The sequence below is a fragment of the Verrucomicrobiota bacterium genome (assembly GCA_034440155.1).
In the GTDB taxonomy this organism is placed as follows: domain Bacteria; phylum Verrucomicrobiota; class Verrucomicrobiia; order JAWXBN01; family JAWXBN01; genus JAWXBN01.
This window is the reverse complement of record JAWXBN010000062.1, coordinates 17,767-38,092: the sequence shown is the minus strand read 5'-3', so window position 1 is coordinate 38,092 and position 20,326 is coordinate 17,767. Positions and strand designations below refer to the sequence as shown.

20 protein-coding genes and 1 tRNA gene are annotated in these 20,326 nt (G+C 46.1%); 10 read left to right on the top strand and 11 right to left on the bottom strand.

Features of this window, described 5'->3' with window-relative positions:
* Window positions 1-2 precede the first annotated feature (2 nt).
* On the bottom strand, window positions 3-743 hold the full coding sequence (locus tag SGI98_06795; protein ID MDZ4743111.1) for a pyridoxine 5'-phosphate synthase: 741 nt from the start codon (window positions 741-743) through the stop codon (window positions 3-5).
* 23 nt (window positions 744-766) lie between these two features.
* Between SGI98_06795 and SGI98_06790 the strand changes: the two genes are divergently transcribed.
* Genes SGI98_06790 through SGI98_06780 form a run of 3 tightly spaced genes read left to right on the top strand, consistent with a single transcriptional unit; the run spans window position 767 to window position 2,340 of the window.
* A complete protein-coding gene (locus SGI98_06790) occupies window positions 767-1,495 on the top strand; it encodes a hypothetical protein (protein MDZ4743110.1) in 729 nt (242 codons plus the stop codon).
* Window positions 1,496-1,535: 40 nt separating this feature from the next.
* A complete protein-coding gene (locus SGI98_06785) occupies window positions 1,536-1,838 on the top strand; it encodes a YhbY family RNA-binding protein (protein ID MDZ4743109.1) in 303 nt (100 codons plus the stop codon).
* A gap of 28 nt (window positions 1,839-1,866) precedes the next feature.
* Window positions 1,867-2,340: a cyclic nucleotide-binding domain-containing protein gene (locus tag SGI98_06780; protein ID MDZ4743108.1), complete on the top strand. Its 474-nt coding sequence runs from the start codon at window positions 1,867-1,869 to the stop codon at window positions 2,338-2,340.
* A gap of 130 nt (window positions 2,341-2,470) precedes the next feature.
* Here the strand turns inward: SGI98_06780 and SGI98_06775 are convergent, their stop codons facing one another.
* The 3 genes from SGI98_06775 to SGI98_06765 are packed head-to-tail and all read right to left on the bottom strand — an operon-like array spanning window position 2,471 to window position 4,665.
* Window positions 2,471-3,052, bottom strand: coding sequence for a hypothetical protein (locus tag SGI98_06775; GenBank protein ID MDZ4743107.1), 582 nt, complete (start codon window positions 3,050-3,052; stop codon window positions 2,471-2,473).
* Window positions 3,053-3,066: 14 nt separating this feature from the next.
* Window positions 3,067-3,849, bottom strand: coding sequence for a sulfite exporter TauE/SafE family protein (locus SGI98_06770; protein MDZ4743106.1), 783 nt, complete (start codon window positions 3,847-3,849; stop codon window positions 3,067-3,069).
* A 39-nt stretch (window positions 3,850-3,888) separates the two neighbouring features.
* Window positions 3,889-4,665 (bottom strand): AraC family transcriptional regulator, encoded by a 777-nt coding sequence (locus SGI98_06765; protein ID MDZ4743105.1) that lies wholly within the window; start codon window positions 4,663-4,665, stop codon window positions 3,889-3,891.
* A 140-nt stretch (window positions 4,666-4,805) separates the two neighbouring features.
* Here SGI98_06765 and SGI98_06760 point away from each other — a divergent pair, with 140 nt between their 5' ends.
* The 3 genes from SGI98_06760 to SGI98_06750 all read left to right on the top strand — a co-directional run bounded on the left by SGI98_06760 (window position 4,806) and on the right by SGI98_06750 (window position 9,451).
* Window positions 4,806-5,735: a phytanoyl-CoA dioxygenase family protein gene (locus tag SGI98_06760; GenBank protein MDZ4743104.1), complete on the top strand. Its 930-nt coding sequence runs from the start codon at window positions 4,806-4,808 to the stop codon at window positions 5,733-5,735.
* 191 nt (window positions 5,736-5,926) lie between these two features.
* Complete coding sequence (locus tag SGI98_06755) at window positions 5,927-8,092, top strand: thioredoxin family protein (GenBank protein MDZ4743103.1); 2,166 nt, start codon at window positions 5,927-5,929, stop codon at window positions 8,090-8,092.
* A gap of 105 nt (window positions 8,093-8,197) precedes the next feature.
* The gene (locus SGI98_06750) at window positions 8,198-9,451 is read left to right on the top strand and encodes a hypothetical protein (GenBank protein ID MDZ4743102.1); all 1,254 of its coding nucleotides are present in this window, start codon (window positions 8,198-8,200) and stop codon (window positions 9,449-9,451) included.
* Window positions 9,452-10,399: 948 nt separating this feature from the next.
* Here SGI98_06750 and SGI98_06745 read toward each other — a convergent pair.
* Both SGI98_06745 and SGI98_06740 read right to left on the bottom strand, forming a co-directional pair.
* Window positions 10,400-10,476, bottom strand: a tRNA-Pro gene (locus SGI98_06745).
* A gap of 96 nt (window positions 10,477-10,572) precedes the next feature.
* Window positions 10,573-11,370 (bottom strand): SprT family zinc-dependent metalloprotease, encoded by a 798-nt coding sequence (locus SGI98_06740; GenBank protein MDZ4743101.1) that lies wholly within the window; start codon window positions 11,368-11,370, stop codon window positions 10,573-10,575.
* Between the two features lie 133 nt (window positions 11,371-11,503).
* Between SGI98_06740 and SGI98_06735 the strand changes: the two genes are divergently transcribed.
* Window positions 11,504-13,309, top strand: coding sequence for an ATP-binding cassette domain-containing protein (locus tag SGI98_06735; protein ID MDZ4743100.1), 1,806 nt, complete (start codon window positions 11,504-11,506; stop codon window positions 13,307-13,309).
* 144 nt (window positions 13,310-13,453) lie between these two features.
* On the opposite strand, the gene SGI98_06730 is transcribed toward SGI98_06735, so the two are convergent.
* Both SGI98_06730 and arsC read right to left on the bottom strand, forming a co-directional pair.
* On the bottom strand, window positions 13,454-14,185 hold the full coding sequence (locus SGI98_06730; GenBank protein ID MDZ4743099.1) for a YebC/PmpR family DNA-binding transcriptional regulator: 732 nt from the start codon (window positions 14,183-14,185) through the stop codon (window positions 13,454-13,456).
* 123 nt (window positions 14,186-14,308) lie between these two features.
* On the bottom strand, window positions 14,309-14,653 hold the full coding sequence (gene arsC / locus SGI98_06725) for an arsenate reductase (glutaredoxin) (GenBank protein ID MDZ4743098.1): 345 nt from the start codon (window positions 14,651-14,653) through the stop codon (window positions 14,309-14,311).
* A gap of 159 nt (window positions 14,654-14,812) precedes the next feature.
* On the opposite strand from arsC, the gene SGI98_06720 reads away from it, so the two are divergent.
* From SGI98_06720 to SGI98_06710, 3 genes are read left to right on the top strand one after another with little or no spacing between them, the layout of a single operon-like run.
* The gene (locus SGI98_06720) at window positions 14,813-15,787 is read left to right on the top strand and encodes a D-2-hydroxyacid dehydrogenase (protein ID MDZ4743097.1); all 975 of its coding nucleotides are present in this window, start codon (window positions 14,813-14,815) and stop codon (window positions 15,785-15,787) included.
* Window positions 15,788-15,843: 56 nt separating this feature from the next.
* Window positions 15,844-16,197, top strand: coding sequence for a ribosome-associated translation inhibitor RaiA (gene raiA, locus SGI98_06715; GenBank protein ID MDZ4743096.1), 354 nt, complete (start codon window positions 15,844-15,846; stop codon window positions 16,195-16,197).
* Between the two features lie 27 nt (window positions 16,198-16,224).
* Window positions 16,225-17,577 carry a replication-associated recombination protein A gene (locus SGI98_06710; protein MDZ4743095.1) on the top strand — a complete coding sequence of 451 codons (1,353 nt, stop codon included), beginning with the start codon at window positions 16,225-16,227 and terminating at the stop codon, window positions 17,575-17,577.
* Here SGI98_06710 and SGI98_06705 read toward each other — a convergent pair.
* From SGI98_06705 to SGI98_06695, 3 genes are read right to left on the bottom strand one after another with little or no spacing between them, the layout of a single operon-like run.
* Window positions 17,568-18,332 carry an MBL fold metallo-hydrolase gene (locus tag SGI98_06705; GenBank protein ID MDZ4743094.1) on the bottom strand — a complete coding sequence of 255 codons (765 nt, stop codon included), beginning with the start codon at window positions 18,330-18,332 and terminating at the stop codon, window positions 17,568-17,570. The two genes, SGI98_06710 and SGI98_06705, sit on opposite strands and share 10 nt — an antisense overlap.
* Before the next feature lie 54 nt (window positions 18,333-18,386).
* Window positions 18,387-19,679, bottom strand: coding sequence for a pitrilysin family protein (locus SGI98_06700; GenBank protein MDZ4743093.1), 1,293 nt, complete (start codon window positions 19,677-19,679; stop codon window positions 18,387-18,389).
* Window positions 19,633-20,325 (bottom strand): TIGR00730 family Rossman fold protein, encoded by a 693-nt coding sequence (locus SGI98_06695; protein MDZ4743092.1) that lies wholly within the window; start codon window positions 20,323-20,325, stop codon window positions 19,633-19,635. The genes SGI98_06700 and SGI98_06695 overlap by 47 nt, the downstream gene beginning before the upstream one ends.
* Window position 20,326: the final 1 nt, after the last annotated feature.

Below are 20,326 nucleotides of genomic sequence, written 5' to 3'. Positions count from 1 at the left end.
GCTTAATTTTTGATTAAATCTTTTAATTCTCTCACAGCTTGTTTCATCCCGACGATAAGGGCACGGGAAATAATCGTGTGGCCGATATTGAACTCATTTAAATGGGGTAATGTGAGTAGGGGAGTAATATTTCGATAATTGATCCCGTGCCCTGCATTGACAATGAGACCTCGTGAATGGGCGAATTCCGCTGCCTCCCGCAATTTGTCCAGTTCGCGGGCAATTTGCTCAGGGGCTTCAGCGGTCGCATATTGGCCAGTGTGGAATTCCACCATGTCCGCATGGAGTTCCGCAGACCGGGCAATTTGTGCGGGTTCAGCATCGATAAAGAGGCTGACTTGAATGTTGTTTTTACGGAAAGTACTGACCATATTGGCAAAATCGTCATTAAGAGCTAAAAGATTTAGTCCGCCTTCCGTGGTCACTTCTTGGCGTTTCTCTGGCACCAGACAGACGCTGTCGGGCCTGATCTCCAAGGCCAGATCGACAATCTCTGGCCAATGGGCCATTTCTAAATTCAGGCGGGTATCGACTTCTTTCCGGATATCGTAAACATCATGATCTGCAATGTGGCGGCGGTCCTCACGGAGATGAATGGTGATACCGTCAGCTCCTCCCTGGATGGCGGCGAGGGCGGCCTGAACGACGTCGGGTTCAACATAAGGCTTTGTATGCGGGATTTTACTGTAACGGGCCTGTCTAATGGTGGCCACATGGTCGATATTGACTCCGAGTTTTATCACGCTATGATTTTTTGCATCAATATATGAGATTAATCAATAGAAACTTTTTAGTCGCTGGTGTCATCGCCTGCGCCGCTCTGACTCTTTCCAGTGTGACCCATGCACAAATGCCACCGGTTAATGCTCCCGCCGTTGATCCCGTGGATAATTTACTTAAGACTCCTGAAATGCGCGTGGAGCTGACGACTCAATACGAGAAAAACCCACAATCATTCACTGGCAGCAAATTACTCGCGACGGCAATCAGTTACGCCAGCCAGAAAAAACTCCCTGAGTCCCGTGATACATTCCTTAAATACCTCGAGAAAAATACGGATAATCCCCGTGCCTACCGTGGTTTAGGAAATGTTTATCTCATGATGGGAAGCACTAGTGAGGCCATCGGTTATTATAAATTAGGATGGAAACTCAAAGATGCGGATTCCCTCGCTGCCCTTTCTGTCGCTCTCCTTTCCACTCAAAGACTTGATGAACTTGATGCCATTCAGTCGGATATGCTAGCGAATAAAACCAAAAACATCGAAGTCGTTAATGTCCTAATGGCAAACGCCATCGAAAATAAAAACGACAAAGACCTCTTTAATCAAGCGATTGCAGGAATCACGGGAGATCAGATCCTCTCCCGTGAAGATACATCACTCTTTATGTTAAAAGGATTTTATAAATTTAATATGGCTAAAGAAGCCAAACAACTCGAGGCCAAGTGTCAGGCTAAGGGATACGATATTACGAAGGCCCAATCCAAACAATAAACACTGTATTCACAAGCTCGCCCCAAAGAAAAAATACCCTATGCCCGAAAACTCCCTCACTCAAATCCAATTACGCAAATTGCGTTCAAAAGCCCAGACGATTGACCCGACGATTATGGTTGGTAAAAACGGGTTATCCGAAGATTTTTATGGGGAACTGGACCGGATGCTGGATCAGAGGGAACTCGTGAAAGGAAAATTCATCCAATTCAAGGATGAGAGGAAAACACTCGCCCCAAAAATCGCCCAAGCCATGGAGGCCCATCTCGTGACACTCGTGGGTAATGTCTTTGTTATTTTTCGGCAAAACCCTGATCAGAAGAAACGTAAGATATCCATTTGATCCTGTACCTAAAGGCAAAAATAGTATCATGTTTACACCCCTCATTGAGCATCTGGAAAACTATCCGCTATTCGGAGGGCTCTCAGATGAGGAATTAAAGTTTATGACGGGGTATTTGAAAGAAGAGTCCTTCCTGAAGGGGGAAAAGATTATCAGGGAAGGGGAAATCGGGGACCGGGTTTATTGCTTACTTACTGGAGAAGTGCAAGTCCTCAAGCAGCTCGAAGGTCTTAATGACCTCATTGAAGTCGCCAAACTCCCCGAAGGGGCCACTTTTGGTGAAATGGAGCTCATTGACACTCAATCCCGTTCCGCCACCATCAAAACCCTTACTCCATGTCGAACTGTCAGCCTATCCAATAAAGATCTCCTCCATATACTCCGCGATAACCATCATATTTTCACCGTCATCATGATGAATCTCGCCCGCGATCTCAGCCGCCGCATCCGCATCCTCGACCAAAAACTATGCGAACTGGCTAAAAAGCAGGGAATTTGTTAGGAGCCAATAGAATTTCCTCAGTCGTATGATGTACACATGATTTATCTTCGTATAGGGGAGTTTCAGGCGTTTTATGTACTTTGCTATATATAAATTGTGCATATATTAATATGCGTCGAAATACCGATTATTACAGGGTTTTATCAGTTTTTTTAATTGCCTCCGATATCTCAGCTTGTGCCTTATCCCAGCATGTATCAAAAATGATTTCCCATTCCAGCCTTAGAATTTCTTTGAGTTGTGGTTCGAGTTCCCTCTCCCCAAATTTATACATTTCCATTTCTTTAATCAGGAGATAGGGATCCCACATTGGCTGACGGGCATAGAGATCATAACGGAGAGACACTTTCTTATGGAGATCAGCATAAAAGCCAAGCTGATCGACCCGATCTTGGAATTTTCGGGCAAGGGAAAATTCACCTTCGCGGCGGTAACACATGGACTGGATATACCATGAATAAGAATCAGAAATACCTGTAATCAAGTCTCTTGCGAACTTATTACAGTCATATAGATAAAAAAGAAGAGATTTTACTATTAATGAGTAATTAGTTACCATATCAGTCTCTACACCAATTATTTCTGATATTTTGCTCTTGGTAATTCTATCTTTGGCTTCCCATTGAAAATCAGTAACAATTACTTTATCCAGTAAATCGCCAAGCTGATACTTAATCAGTAACCGGTCAGTGTGTGATGAATAAAATTTCATATGGATCGTGTTATTTATGGGGTAAAGAATTGTTTATAAAAGAGATTCAGAGTGATAATACAGCCAATCAAAACGACAAACAAGCGGACAAACTTTTGATTGACACTTTGGGCGATAACCGCCCCTAGATAACCACCTGTAAAAGCTCCACAAGCTAATAAGATGACATTCATCCAGGCAATTGGCGCAAAGAGAATAAAATACACTGCTGCGATGACATTAATAGCAAATGCGAGGATGGTTTTAACTGTATTCATCTCATGGATGTCCTGAAATCCCAGTATACTCAGAGATGCTAACATCATAATCCCGATACCGGCCCCAAAATATCCCCCATAAATAGACACCAAGAGTTGGATCCCGATTGAGATGATCCACCATTTTTTTGATTCCTCCAAATTTTTCGGGGCACACTTTGTCGGATTAAATATCTTTTGAAGGAGTCCTTGGAACCCAAAAAGTACCGTTGCACCCATGATCAAAAATGGTGCCAAAATCCCAAAAGTCTTCTCGGGCGTCTGCAAGAGGAGAACCGCGCCAAATAATCCTCCGATCACACTGACCGGAATAAAAGTCTTCAGCCATAAAGTGACAGTTCCAATCCTTTTCCGGTACCCCCCGATGCTACTAAGGATCCCTGCCAACAAGGCCACTGTGCTCGTGGCGTTCGCCTCGATCGGCGTCAATCCAGCAGCAAGAAGAGCCGGATAAGTAAGAATGGTTCCCCCACCCGCTACCGAATTCATCAGCCCGGCAGCAAATCCCGCTATGATAATGATGATTTGGCTAGAATCCATAGGTTAAATTTTTGATTTCAGTCAAGGATAGATAAAAACTCATGGTGTCGGCAAGTAAAGTCGATAAGCACGCGGGCTCATTCCCATAACAGAACGAAAACGTTTGGAAAAGTGGAATTCATCACAAAAACCAAGTTCATCCGCGATAGCCTTATTGCTTAAACGATCATGAATGATCAGGGATACTGCCTTTTCCATGAGTATACGCACATGGTAGCGGCCAGGAGATAACCCTGCCAGTCCAGTAAATCGTTTTCTGAATGTCTCATATGAGAGATTCATCCGGCGGGATATACTATTATAATCAATATCAACTTGTTGATAATTTATTATGAGGCTTTTTGCACGATCTAACCATACAGCATCTTCAGTAAGCTCATGATTTTGATAACCCTCTAAACAATCAATTTCAGAAAGTATTCCAGATAGTTTGAGCACCTCACCTAGGCCTTGACGTTCATTTGAACATTTCGGGTTTCCGATTAATTCAAAGAATCGATTACGCCAGTATGAAATCGGTTCAAGCTGTCGAACGGGATTTTGAGGATCAAGGATTCCTCGTTTTTCTAGGAAGTCGAATTGGGGACCGGAAAATATGAAATGGATCTCCTCCCAAGACTCTTCATCGATCGGTTCATAAAAATGTGAGACTTTTGGAAAAAGATAAAGGAGACTTCCTTCTTTAAAACTAATATCATGACTGAGATTATCTCCAAACCTCCCCTTTCCTTTTAAAATATAGACAACGGCATATTTTCCCAAAAGACGCATTTTTTTCTTACTTATACCCGTGGCTTTGGGGATGTAACCACTCATGGATATGCTTCCAAGCTTTGTATTATGATGATTCAGGAGTCGCTCATGAAAATTCATACTATTCATTATAATACCATTTTATACATATAGAATACCAAACAAGCCATTCATTTTTCAAGTAAACAAGATAATATTTATCGATGAATACATCTATTTTAACACAAAAGAACCATGGGGAAATCATCAATGCTTCTCCCGAGCATTTTGGTTCTTTAAGAGATTCATCAGATATTTTTAGTAATCCTTTAGAGATACGTCAGCGCATGTCAGAAGATGGTTATCTCTACTTCAAAGGTGTTTTAAACCACGATGATGTTATTGAGGCACGTCGTGAACTTTTGGAGAAAATGGCCAAGGACGGTTTTGTGCATCCCGATTTTCCGTTGATGGAGGGAATCTCTCATCCAGAGAAAAAAATCGGTTTTGCTCCTGAATATGCCATGGGCAGTGTTGCTCTTAAAAACGTCGTTTTTGGTCAGACGATGATGGCCTTTTACCAACGGTTACTTGGGGGAGAAGTGAGACATTTTGATTTTCGTTGGTTAAGGGCTGTTTCAGGCGGATTGCCTGGAATCAATCCTCATTGTGATATCGTTTATATGGGACGCGGAACAAGCAATTTATTCACAGCATGGGTGCCGTATGGCGATACCCCGATGGAGATGGGAACAATTATGGTCCTTGAAGACTCTCATAAGAAATCTCCCATGATCAAACGTTACTTGGATCGTGATGTAGATACATACTGTACGAATTTCAGTGATGCTAAAGATATCGAGTCCGGTAAAAAAAGTTGGCCGCAATTTACTTTTAGCGGCGCCTTGAGTAATAGTGCTGCAAGGCTACAAAATAAAATCGGGGGGCGTTGGCTTAGCGCTGATTTCAAAGTGGGTGATTTTCTTAGTTTTGGCATGCGTATGATCCATTCTTCGCTCGATAATCAAACGGAAAAGATACGCCTGTCTTCGGATACCCGTTATCAACTTGCTTCAGAGCCTATTGATGAACGATGGATTGGCGAAAACCCGATCGCCCATGGTGTGGCGGGAAAACGCGGACAGATTTGCTGAGTCTATTCATTTTATCTTTCCTCGTTTTAATTCACCATTTTACTCAGGTAGGAGCTATAAAATTCACCTAAGATACCCATGCTAAATCCTTGGGGGTAAAACAGGGGAATCACTGATTGGTTTAGTACAGCCGGAAAATCATGGTAATGTTTTTGAGTGGTTTTTCCTTAAATGGTGTATAATTTGGAGCTATGATTCTGTCTCTATCGAAAAGTTTTATTCGTTGTTTAAGCATCTCTGCTATCTTACTTTTTTCATTTACACAATTTGCTCCAGCCTCGAAAGCGCCGACTTCAGCGGAATTGGTTCAGGAGAATCTTCTCTCGGAGTTTGAGACTGTTTCCCCCGGCCAAGAGTTCCTCGTTGGCGTGAAATTCAATATCAGAGACCATTGGCATATATATTGGTCAAATCCCGGGGAAAGCGGGATTCCTACGGATATCCAATGGTCTTCATCGACCGCTGGAGTCACTTTCTCCCCCACTCTCTATCCGATTCCTTCATGGTTTATTTATGGGGGAATTGTTGGGTTTGGTTATGGGAAAGAAACGATCCTTATGTCCCGGGTGAAAATTCCCGATACTGCTAAGCCCGGTGAAAGAATCGAGATAAAAGCTAAAACCGAATGGCTCGTTTGTAACGAAACCTGTATTCCAGGAGGAGCCCTACTTTCCATTTCCCTTAAAGTTTCAGGACATCCATTATCCACCAAAGATGCGGTGTTGTTTCAGCAATATGGAGAAAAACCGAAGGATGGGGCAAAGCTCGGCAAATTGCTCAAGTTACCCGACGGACATTATGATGCTCTGGTGGTTATTCCCTTCGATTTAGAACATAATAACGGTAGTTTTGAAAAAATAAAATTCTTCCCCTTCACTGAAAATAACGGCCCGCAAAATGCTGAAATCATCGTGAAGGAAGATGCGCAATACTCACCTATGATGGTCGTCGCAATACCGATTACTCCTCATCAGAACGTTGCATCTTTGGACTTAAAAGGGATTCTTGGCATCGATATAAAGGATTCAAAAGGAAAAATCACCAAATACGCCTATGCCATTGATTTACCATTAGTTTTCACATCGGCAGCCATTGATCAAGATCATTTACCTCAATCCGCTGATTCAAATCAGAGTCTCCCCTACCCCATACAAATTGCATTTATGTTCCTACTCGCCTTTGCTGGTGGGATCATCCTCAATATCATGCCTTGTGTATTACCTGTCATTTCCCTGAAAATAATCAGTTTTGTCCAGCATTCACAAGATTCTAAGGGGCAAACATTCAAACTAGGTCTCTGGTTCGCTCTTGGAATACTGATCTCCATGTGGGGCCTTACTGCTGCAACACTGGCTGTACAATTTGCAGGCCATCAAATCGGATGGGGATTCCAGTTCCAAAGTCCTGCTTATGTATTAGCCATGATCACGCTTTGCCTATTAATCACGCTGAATTTATTTGGTGTTTTTGAGGTCCTATTTTTTCCTACCGCTAGTACGATGCAGCTTGCCCAAAAAAGCGGCGTTTCTGGGGCTTTCTTTAACGGGGTCTTGGCTGTGGTTTTAGCCACACCTTGTACCGCACCATTCATGGGGGCTGCACTGGGATTCGCTTTTGTCCAACCAGCTTGGGTCATTATCCTGATTTTTACGGCGATTGGCCTCGGTTTGGCCACCCCCTATGTCATCCTCTCCGCATTCCCCTCACTCCTCAAATTCCTCCCCAAACCCGGTGCGTGGATGAATACCGCCAAACAATTCCTCGGATTTCCAATGCTGGCGACTGCTATTTGGCTTATCTGGGTATTTAATGCACAACAAGGGCGCGATGCGACGACACTCGTTCTCTTTTTCCTTCTCGTAGTCTCCTTTGGATTTTGGATTTATGGGAAATTTCAAGTCACAGGGAAACAATCAGGATTTTTAATCGCCTTACTCATTACCTTGGTTGGATTTTTGACATTGGTTATTCCCGCATTAAAAACGAATCCTGAAAAGCCAGGAGAAAATACTGTCTCATCATCACTCAAGTGGAGCCCCCAAAGGGTCCAAGAAGCACTCAAAAACGGACAAGCTGTCTTTGTGGATTTCACGGCGGATTGGTGCCTGTCTTGTAAGGTAAATGAACGGGCTGTTTTAAAGACCGAAGAAATTCAAGATTTATTTAAAGATAAAGACGTCCTTTTCCTTATTGCTGATTGGACGAGTTATAACCCCCAAATTACAGCTACACTCAAGGAATTCGGGCGATCAGGGGTTCCTCTCTATCTCTATTACCCCCCCGGTCTATCCCAACCGGTCATTTTGCCAGAGGTTTTAACTAAGGAAATTTTACGTAAAACAATCTTGGAAAAATAATACCCAGAGTATTCCGCCCATTAAGATCAAAATAATCCAGAATGAGCCCATACTGGATTTGATGCAGGCTTTCCTTTTAGGATGGGTAAACCCAAAATGATACGCATGTCTCAGACTAATACTCCCGAAGTTTCGACAAAAGACCGGGAACGCCTCCGTCGACTCGCTGGCAGGGTCATGGAGTTGGCCACGACACCTCATATGGATGAGCTCCGGCGGCTTTGGAATAAGTTCAATCGCCTCGAGCCCGAGCGTCCCATGATTGTTATCGAAGCCGGATTGGCCATTACCCCCAGAGACATCCACTGTGAAGGTGAATGGGCAAAACAACAAGAACGAGGGCTACTCGACCAGATTTGCCATGTGGAACGGGCCAAGGATGATTACTTGCTCGCCCCCCGAGTTACCTATGGCAGTGTCGTTCATCAAAGCGATTTTGGTGTCGAGGTCATCAAACGTAAGGGTGATGACGGTGCTGGTCACGGCAGTGAAGTCTGGGATGCACCCATTAAGGATTTAACCAAAGACCTCGGCAAACTCAAATTCCGCGAGCTCACCTATGACCGTGATGCCACAGGATCCATGCGCCTCCTCATGGAAAGCATTTATGGCGGGGTCGCTCCGATCAAGTTACGTTCGGATTACTGGTGGACACAAGGATTGACCATTGTCGCTATTGATTTGATCGGGCTGGAGCCATTGATGTTATCGATGTATGATACCCCTGATGAATTACACCAACTCATGGCCTTTTTACGTGATGACCATATCAGGATCCAACAATGGCTCGAATCAAATGGACTCTTAACACTGAATAATGATGAAAGCTTCGTCGGCTCCGGGGGCGTCGGATATACGGATCTGCTCCCACAAAAAGACTGGCATGATGGCGATAAAGTCAGGATCAAAGACCTTTGGGGGCTCAGTGAATCCCAAGAAACCGTGGGCGTAGCCCCCGATATGTTTGAAGAGTTTATTTTCCCCTATCAACTCCCGGTGATCAGCCGATTTGGCCTCTCTTCCTACGGTTGCTGTGAAGGTCTAGATAAAAGAGTCCGGATAATCAAACAAATCCCCAACCTCCGCCGTATTTCTGTTTCTCCATGGGCTAAACCGGATATTATGGCTCAACAACTCGGGAAAGATTATATCTTCAGTGCCAAACCAAACCCCTCCTTTATCAGTGCAAACTGGGATGAAAAAGTCATCGCCCAAAATCTGCGCGACTTCCTCATCCCAAGCAAAGGCTTAGCCGTCGAACTCACCATGAAAGACCTCCACACACTCAACGGGGAACCCGACCGTATCGGACGTTGGGTCGCCCTCGCCCGCAATATTGTCGATGAGGTCTATGGTTAAGGAACTGTAAATGATGCAAACAATAGCGAGCCATATATCAGCATGCCAAGTCGGGAATAAACTTTCAAAAAGAGTCGGTGTCTCGCCCGGATGGAAGACAATCGGAGGCCTGCGGCCTCAAATATCGGTGTCCAAATTTTCTCATCAAGAAGTGGCGTAAATTCGAGATAAACCGATGCATGCTCGTTCCAGTGGAGTTCGAGTGCTTAGGCCTTTGCTAACGGTCAAAGGGAGGTGGGAAAAGTCAGGGCCTTATTTACAAAGGCACACCATAGTCCGGGTGAACTGAGAAAAGTTACAAGACACAAAGTGGCAGTTAAAAACGAAGAGGATTTTAAAAATCTTCGTGTCTTTCGGGAGCTTCGTGGTAGAAAAAGATCCTGTGATAATCTACGCTAATCTGCGGTTAAACTCTGCTCTGCCTTACACCAGCAGCACGGGCAATTTGCGCGGGGTCAGGGATTATGATCCATTCGGGGATAGGGGTCAGGATAGGGGTCATGCTGAGATTTGAGGATAGGGGTCATGCTGAGATTTGAGGATAGGGGTCATGCTGAGATTTGAGATTATTCTTTTTTTGAGTAATCAATGGTGATTTAAGGATTGCAGCGGGGAGCAAAGCTCTTTGGATTGGTGAGATTCTGATTTGTCAACGTCTCTCTACTCCGCACAATTCAGCGGTCCAGTCCTGGCCCCAGACGACAACCCTCCGTCAAACGCCGATGAATCGCTCCGTCACACATCCTGCTGATGTGGGGGGCGGAGAGCGGGCTTCGTCGGTTGATCGAAATGCCCCCGCAGGAGTCGCGACGTCGCTCGCGCCTTGGATCCGAAGGGACGGACATTATAGAACTTTAGATTAATTGTCTCCCTCAGACGGTCAATTGAAAGGCGGGAGAACGCGGGAAGGTGAAGTACCCCCCCCCACTCCTTCAGAACCTAAAAATCTGGTCGGGCTGGTGGGATTTGAACCCACGGCCTCCTCGTCCCGAACGAGGCGCTCTACCAAGCTGAGCCACAGCCCGATGCTGTGTGAAGCAGTGGTCTGACTTTCGCAAATCGCCCCAGCAAAGTCAATAGGCTGGATCATAAGACTCCCCCCGCCCGCCGGTGGGTTTCCCCTACTCAAAGGTACCTAAGACTTTATTGTCATTCAGCCATTTTTCGGCTTTGCGGTAATCAGGACAAGCCGTCTCGACTTGTTGCCAGAAGCGGCGGGAGTGATTCATCTCCCGTAGGTGCATGAGCTCATGGATCAGGATGTATTCTTGGACGAATGGAGGGGTATGGATCAGCCTCCAGTTAAGCGAAATGGTTTTACGGGTAGAGCATGATCCCCAGCGGGTGCGTTGGGCCCTGATCGTGACCCGCGAAAATTGTACGCCGAGGGTGTGGGCTAACTGCGCAAGTTGCGCGGGTAATTCCTTTGCAGCAATTTGTTTGAGATAACTTTCGATGACTGGGCGGAAATCGCCGTGTTCACTGTCCCCGCGCAATTTGATCTGGTATTGAGCAAATGCCAGCACGGGATGGCCGGATTCATCACGGGTTACGTGTAAGGGAGTGGGTTCACCCCGGAAAAGGAGGATCGAACCATTTTCCCACGTTTTCTGCGGTTTTGGAGATAAAACAACTTTATCATAGTGTTTCGTGATCCAATCTCTATTTTTCGACACAAAAGCGCGGGCTTGCCGCATGGACCCCATACGGGGTACGGTCACGCGCAGCACCCCATTATCCCTGAAACGCATGATATAATTCCGCGCTTTCGGATTGGGGACAAAGAGGATAGTGACCGTGTGTCCATTAATGACGATTTGATCGGAGGGTGGTTTTTGCACTGCTGGCGGGGGGGCTACCGGGAAAAGCCCCATTTCGGTCTGGAGATATTTCCTGAGTTTCAGCCACCGGTTATTCATTACACGGGAGATAATCCTGCACCGGCAGGAAAAACAATCCTATTTTTTATACCCCATTATCTGTCTCGAAAAGTGGAAATCACAAAAAAGCAGCTTCACAGGCGGGCTGCTTCCGCTAGAGTCCGTGGACTTTATGCCCTTGATCCAATTAAAACAAGTCACACTCCGTTACGGTTCAATCCCCCTCTTGGATGAAGCGGACCTCCAAATCGATGACCGCGAAAGGGTCTGTCTGATCGGGAGTAACGGTACGGGAAAAACGAGCCTTATGCGGTTGATTACCGGTGAGGAAAAACCCAATGGCGGGGAAATCGTCCTTTCAGCAAAGACATTTATCACGCGTCTAGACCAGAAAATCCCCGATGACCTCACAGGCCCTGTCTCCGATGTGATCCGTTCAGGCATGCGCCCGGATACACATGAAGAGGACTGGAGCATTGATCTCAAGGTCGAGAATATCATGCGCCTGACGAATATAACTGATGACACCCATTTCGAAAGTCTTTCGGGGGGGCTCAAACGCCGGGCGTTATTAGCGCGTGCGCTGGTGGATGAACCCGACCTACTCTTGCTCGATGAACCGACTAACCATCTGGATATCGAATCGATCATCTGGCTGGAAAAATTCCTCGTAGAAAAGAAGATTACCCTCTCTTTTGTCACTCACGACCGTACATTTCTGCAAAAGACAGCGACCCGGATCATCGAGCTGGACCGGGGGCACCTGACGAGCTGGGCCTGTGATTACCATACTTACCTCGAACGCAAGGCGGCCTGGCTCGAGGCTGAGGAAAAACAATGGGCCAGCTTCGATAAGAAACTCGCCCAAGAGGAAGTCTGGCTCCGGCAAGGGGTCAAGGCCCGCCGTACCCGCAACGAAGGCCGTGTGCAAGCCCTCATGAAAATGAGGAATGAACGCACCCAACGCCGGGAGCGCGACGGTAAAGCGAGGGTGGAGCTCCAGAAATCCGATCTCTCCGGGCAAAAAGTCATTGATATGGTCAATGTATCATTCAACTACGGTGAGTCCGCCATTATCTCCACATTAACAACCACCATCTGGCGCGGGGATAAAATCGGGATCATCGGTGCCAATGGCACGGGCAAGACGACCCTTCTCAAGCTTCTCCTCAAAGAAATCGACCCACAGATAGGAACAGTCAAACACGGGACAAACCTCCAGGTCGTTTATTTCGACCAGATGCGTGCCCAAATCGACGAGAGTAAAACCCTAGCCGAAAATGTCGCCGGCCACTCTGAAATGGTGACATTCCAAGGGCGCAATAAACATATTAATAGTTATCTCAAAGATTTCCTCTTTGACCCGGAAAAAGTACGCATGTCCGCAGGAATGCTTTCCGGGGGTGAACGCAACCGTCTCCTTCTGGCCAAGCTTTTTCTGAACCCTGCCAACCTCATGATCTTGGATGAACCGACTAATGATCTCGATGCGGAGACTCTCGAACTGCTTGAGGACCTGCTCGTGTCGTACGAAGGCACCCTGCTCTTGGTCAGCCATGACCGATCCTTTCTCGATGAGGTCGTGACCAATACACTTGTTTTTGAAGGTGACGGACAGGTCGGAGAATATAATGGCGGTTACGAGGATTACCTCAGACAAAGACCAAAGCTCCCGACAGAAGCAGAGGCGCTAAAAGCCTTTTCAGCCCCTAAATCAAAATCAAAAAAAGATAAACCCCGGAAATTCCTTAACCGGGAACGTCGCGAACTCGAAGAAATGCCCGTCGTGGTCGAAAAGCTGGAAAAAGAGCATATGGTCCTAAATCAAAAACTCGGTGCCCCTGAAACCTATAAGAATGAACCCCAGCTCATTCCTATTCTGGAAGGGCAAATTGCGGCATTGGACAAAAAAATCAAAGAAGCCTATGCACGCTGGGAGCATCTCGAAGTAATCCAGAAAGAATGTGAGGAAGAGTGACGTTCGACCAGCATAATCAGTCAGCCCTAAACTTTTTCCAGCGGTAAGACGATAGGTACTATGTGCGAAGTGCTAGGTTAGAAGACTGTATCTGTGGATATATATTAGGAGCAACTTCCGCACTGAGAACTGCCTCCTAACCCCCTACTTAATCGCTGCCCAGACACGGTGGACGTCATCGTGGTCGTCGAGGGCCTGGAGGAATTCACCGACTTCGGCAAGTTGTTCCTCAGTGATTGTCGGGAAATTCTTCGGGAGGTACCCCATTTCACTGGTCACCACAGTCCACCCGTTTTTGGCTAGCCACTGGGATGTATTGTGAATCTCGGCTCTTTCCGTGATGAATCGCGCCCCGCAGACACCTTCAGGAATATCATTATTCTGCGCATGTCCGATGGTTTGGAAATCGTTGGCACCTGCTTCGATAGCGGCTGACTCGATATCGGTAGCTGGATCAGGGCAGTGAGCCTCGACTAGGCCGACATGGTCAAAGAGGAATTTATTACTCCCGCTGATCCCGAGTAGACCATCACGGAAAAGAACCCTGATTTCTGGGGCTGTACGATTATGGTTATCGGTGAGGGCCTCGACAATGACTGGAACCTTGTGTGGGGCGTACCCCTCGAAAACAATGTGCTCCAGGGTGAGTTTTTCTTCACCGGTGCCGGCACCTTTTTTAATGGCGCGTTCTATGGCATCCCTAGTGACACTTTCCCTGCGGGCTTTCTCCATCGCTGCGGTTAACCGGGGATTCGTGTCCGGATCGGAGCCGCCAAGCTTCGCAGCAATCATGATTTCCCGTACAAATTTCATCGTTGCCTGTGATTTTTTCAGTGAGGCAACCGCCCGTTTCGCATGTAACCATTGTCTTCCCATGTGAGATGATATAGACAACTCCGTCCAAAAGCGCAAAGCAGAAAGATAACACGCCCGAGGGATTCAGGACTTCACACAAAAATGGTGGGGCTTCGAGGGATTTAAAGCCATTGGGCATTTCCCCTAAAGGATCAAGTCGATCTGTGAGGCCGGACGCCCAATCACGGCTTTCTGGCCATGGACGACAATAGGGCGCTGGAGGAGGATAGGATATTCCGCTATTGCCCCGATCAAATCATCATCACTGGCTTGATCTAAATCGTGTTTGGTATATTCATCCTCCCCGGTCCGGATGATGTCTTTGATCGGTAACTTGAGTTTTTTTAATAAACCCCTGATTTCATCTACGGAGGGTGGCTCCTTGAGGTATTCCCTCACTTCAAAAGCAATTTGCTTTTCTTCCAGGATTTTTAGGGCCTCACGGCTTTTACTGCATCGGGGGTTATGATAAATGATAATGGGAGCCATGATTTTAGAATATTTGAATAACCCTCTTTTAAAGAGGATACCCCCTTGTTTGCAACCTCCCTTTGTGCGATTTTCCGGGAGGTATTGCTTTTCAAAAGGGTTTGGAAGGCTTAAACTTTTGTTTGTTCACTTTTTTAAAAAAAGAATGGAGTTTTTATTATGTCCCAGAGTCTGAAACCGCTTGCCGTTGTACTCGATTCCTATCCCTTGGATAAAGGTGATGTCGCTTGGGACGGGATTGCCGGCCTCGTTAATTTGACACGCCACGATCAGACTATGCCTTCACAAGTCATTGAACGCATCCAGAATGCGGAAATCGTGCTGACAAACAAGGTCCGCATCAGGGCTGAGCATATGGCGGCTGCTACTCACCTGAAATATATCAGTGTCTTGGGCACAGGTTATGATTGTGTCGACCCGGTGGCTGCAAGGCAAAAAGGGATTCCTGTGTCGAATGTCCCATTTTACAGTAGTGCATCGACCTCACAAACTGCCATCGCATTATTGCTTGAATTAGCCCAATCGATCGGACTCCATGACCGTTTGGTGCATGAAGGAAAATGGGCCAGTTGCCCTTATTATTCATTCTGGGAAAGTCCCTTGATCGAACTTGAGGGTAAGACACTCTGCATCGTCGGGCTAGGTGCCATCGGAGGCCGGGTCGCAAAAATCGCCCAAGCCATGGGAATGGAAATTATCGTCGCCCTCACCTCGGGACGAGAACCAAAAAAGGATTGCCCCTATCGCGAGCTCCCGCTCAAAGAAGCATTTCAAGCGGCTGATTTTATTACCCTTCATTGTCCCCTCACCCCACAAACACGTTCGTTGATTAATACAGAAACGATTTCCTATATGAAAAAGTCCTGTAGGATCATTAATAATTCACGTGGCCCCCTGATTGATGAGAGTGCTTTGGCACATGCCCTTTCGACCGGGCAAATTGCTGCAGCCGCCGTTGATGTCCTCGGGACCGAACCCCCGATCGCGGCTAACCCCCTTTTAAAAGCACCAAATTGTATTATCACCCCTCATATTTCATGGGCCACAACTGAAGCGAGGCGCAAATTGCTCGAAATAACGGCGCATAATATCAGCAGTTTCCTCCAAGGCACACCGGTTAATATCGTGAATTAATGAACATTTTTTCTTAATTCAGTTGAATGTAATCCAGTAAAGATTAAATTAATGATATGCACATTCATATTACGCCTAGACACATAAAACTCACTTCTGCAATCCACTCGTTTGTGGCTGAAAAAATCGGTCATGCCGAGGATGTCGAAACTGACCTGATCGCAGCCCATGTCGTTCTCTGGGACGATGAAAAAAGTAATCCGAAGAAACGTTTTGTCGTGAAGGTCCATTTAAGCCTTCCCGGACCTGACATCCACGCAGAGGACCGCGAAGACGATCTTTATAAAGCCATCGACAAGGTCTCAGATATTATTTTACAGCAGCTACGGAAACGTAAAACTAAACTCAAACAAAACAAACGCCATAAAGTCCAGATATCCAAAGAGCGTGAAAAAAGTGGACGGAGTTAATCACCCCCCCCTCCCACGGTTGACTTCATGAGCGAGGAACTCTTCCAGTCCAAGGATACTCCTGCCCATGATCCCATGAACGGGGCCGCACCCCTGGCGACAAGGATGAGGCCGCGTTCATTGGACGAATATATTGGCCAATCCCACATTGTGGGCCCGGGCAAGTTACTCCGGCGCTCGATCCAGGCTGACCGTATAAATTCCGTAATTATTTTCGGGCCTCCGGGTACGGGCAAAACATCCTTGGCCCATGTCATTGCTTCCACGACCAAATCAAAATTTGAGTCGATCAATGCGGTCGAGGCTGGAACAGCGGAAGTCAGGAAGATACTCAGTGTCGCACTTAACCGCCTACAAACCTCGGGACAACAGACCATCGTCTTTATCGACGAGATCCACCGTTTTAATAAAGCTCAACAGGATCTCCTTTTGCCTGAGGTCGAGCGCGGGGTCATTCGATTAATCGGGGCGACCACCCTGAACCCCTATTTCGCCGTTAATGCCCCGTTAGTCTCACGTTCCCTTGTTTTTGAACTTAAATCGCTGACGGAAGACGATCTGCTCGTGGCCATGCAAAAGGCTTTAATGGATGAACGTGGATTAAAAAACCTCCCGGTAATGGTAACTGAAGAGGACCTCCGGTATCTGGCCCGCCTGTGTGAGGGAGATGCCCGAAAGGCATTAAACTCTCTGGAGATTGCCGCGCGTACGACCGAGCCTGCGTCATCAGGGGAAATCGTCCTCAACCAAATCATTTTTGAAGATTCCATCCAGCGGAAATCCCCTGTTTATGACCGGGACGGTGATCAACACTATGATACCATCTCGGCATTTATTAAGAGCATGCGTGGCAGCGACCCCGATGCGGCACTTTATTGGCTCGCAAAAATGCTGGAGGCTGGTGAAGACATCCGGTTTATCGCCCGGAGGATCGTGATTTGTGCTGCCGAAGATGTCGGTATGGCTGACCCCCAAGCACTCCTTATCGCTTCGGCAGCCCAGCAAATTACTGAGTTTGTCGGAATGCCCGAGGCACGGATTCCCCTGGCAGAAGCGGTCATTTATATATCCACAGCTCCAAAGAGTAATTCCTCCATCACTTCGATTGATGAGGCCTTATCCGTAGTGCGGAAGGAGAAAATCCAAGAAGTCCCTGATCACCTCAAGGATGGTCATTATTCCGGTGCTGAAAAACTCGGACACGGTAAGGGGTACAAATACGCCCATGACTACCAAGACGGATATGCTCCACAAGATTACATGCGTGAATCAAAAAGCTTCTATAAGCCCAGCGGACTCGGGTTTGAAAAAAAGATCCAAGAACGCCTTGATGTCTTCAAACAAAGGCGAATTGAAGCCCTTAAAAAAAATCAGGGTTGAATCAGTTCTGGAATTTTCTCAGGGGGATTTGCATACAACCAGACTTCCATCTGGGGGGGGAAATCATTTTTAGAAATGGATATTTCATTTGTCGGGAATCTTTTTACAGGCTTATTTTTGACAAAATCTTCTACCGAGTACAAGGGCACGACAGTTAAGGGGGTTTTGTAATGAATCGGGATGACGATTTTCGGTTTGATCTGGGCTAATAATTCCTCCCGGTCTGAATCCCCGATGGGGAGGATCAATACATCCACTGCACCGATTTGTTGAAGCTGTTTTTCCTTCAGACTCTTTTGCCCTAGATTACCCAGATGGCAGAACTTCACCCCGTCGAGTGAAAATGTATAAATCATGCTTTTATTACCGATTTGGGCAGTGGATGTCTCGTCTTTAATTCCTGGAGTACCTTTAAAAATAATCCCATTACCACGGTTTGTCCCCTCACCCGTGGAGCTTCTGAAAATAATAGGATTTCCGGCGATGAAATCAGTATTATTATGATCATCGTCCTCATTACTGACGAGTACGATGTCCATGGGGATATTTACGGGTAAAGGATAACGGTTTGTCTTGTTGTCAAAGGGGTCGATCGCAATACGAATCCCGACGGATGAAATCAATGTGACAAAGGATTGGCCGTACCATTTTATTTTCACAATCTTCGCAGGCGGTGGTACTGGGGCATCCTCGGCTTTTATATAGGGAGCGAGTAAGAAAAGAATAATGGTGAATAAAAAAAAGTTTTTTTTCATAGGGATTATGACGTTCATGTCAGGGGATTGATTCAATCAAAAAGAATTATTATATTAATTCAAATCAATAATCTTGTGAAGGGTCGGTTTATCAGCAGATTTCGGCCCGATAACAGCTAAAGCACATTGCTTTGGTGTGAAAAGTAAATTTGCGACTTCCTGGATGTCGCTGATGGAAACTTCTTCAAGCTTCTTCTTGATTGCCGGACATTCCTGGACACGACCATAGGCTAAATATGATTCCCCCCCCCAAATCATCTGGTCGGTGGTGCTTTCTAATCCCATGCTCATCATGCCGATGGTATAATCCTTGGCTTGGTTTAACTCTTTTAACATCACTTTTTTCGTCTTAATCCTATGAAGCTCACGCCCAATCAAAGCTAAAGCCCTCGCATATTTGTCAAAGGGAAGACCACCAAAAATAGTCAGAGCCCCGGTATCAGAAAAAAGGCTTTGGCCACTCCCGATCGAATAAGCCAGTCCGTGTTGCTCCCGGATCACTTGGAAAAGCCTGGAACTCATATTTTCCCCAAGGATAACATTTAATAACTTTGCGGCATACCGCATCGGATGAGAGCGGGACAATCCCCTGAAACCCAAGACGGCATTCACCTGTTCAATCTCCTTTTCTTCATAGAGGAAAGCAGGAGGATAATTCTTATTTGGAAATTTTTTAAAACCGGCTTTTTGTCCCGCTGGCAATTTTTTAAAAAAATCACCAAAAAGGCTTTGAGCCTCATCGACATTAAATTTTCCGGCAAGGGAGACGACCGTGTTGTTGCGGTTATAACGTGAATGGAAATACCCGATTAAATCCCGGCGTTTCAGTGATTTGACAGATTTAACCGTGCCCGCAATCGGACTACCGAGGGGATGTGCAGGCCAGAGGAGGGCTTGGAGGATCTCTTGCACTTTTTGTGAAGGTTGATCTTGGATCATGGATAACTCTTCAAGAATAACCCCCCTCTCCTTTTTAATCTCTTCAGGGGAAAATACCGACGACTGGTACATATCCGTGAGGACATCTGCCACACGGGAAAAGTGGTCTCCCGTGACGCGTGCATAATAACATGTATTTTCTTCGGTGGTGAAAGCATTCAGGTATCCCCCTATTCCTTCCACTTCTTGGGAAATCTGGTGGGATGAACGTTTTTTTGTCCCCTTAAAAATCATGTGCTCAAGAAAGTGGGATATGCCTTCCTGTCCTTTTGTTTCATGGCGGGAACCTACTCCAGCCCATATACCCATGGAGACAGTTTCCATGTGGGGCATTTCCCTGAGAATGAGGGTGCCGCCCCCTTTAAAGCTTAATATCTTGAACATCATCATTAATTTTCGCGCAACCATTAAGGTCACAGTGATAATCCATCACCGCTTTGAAGGCTTTATCCACAGAATCGGTGACGACAAATAAATTCTCGTCCCCTGGAGTGATATATTTATCCTTAAGAAGCTGGCCTTTGATCCATTTGACTAAACCACCCCAATATTTTGTACCAAATAAAACAATCGGACGCCGTCCTACCCTTTTTGTTTGGACAAGAGTTAAAAGCTCAAAGGCCTCATCCATGGTTCCGAATCCTCCCGGAAAGATCACAAAAGCCATGGAATATTTCACAAAACAGATTTTCCTGACGAAAAAATAATGGAAATTCACCGGGAAATTAATATAAGAATTTGAAGATTGCTCATGGGGTAACTCAATATTCAATCCCACGGAGATACCTTTGGCATTTGCCGCCCCACGGTTGGCAGCCTCCATGATTCCCGGCCCCCCACCGGTCACTACAGCGATATGGTTCCAGGCGAATTTGTAGGAAAGTTCAACGGCCTGTTTATAATAAATATTTGTCGGTTTTGTCCTCGCGGATCCGAAAAAACTTACGGCCGATCCGATCTGGGACATTTTTTGGAAGGCCACAACAAACTCGGCGGTAATCCGAAAAACTCGTGCTGTTTCCTCATTATCAAAATTTAAATCAACTGAATACATT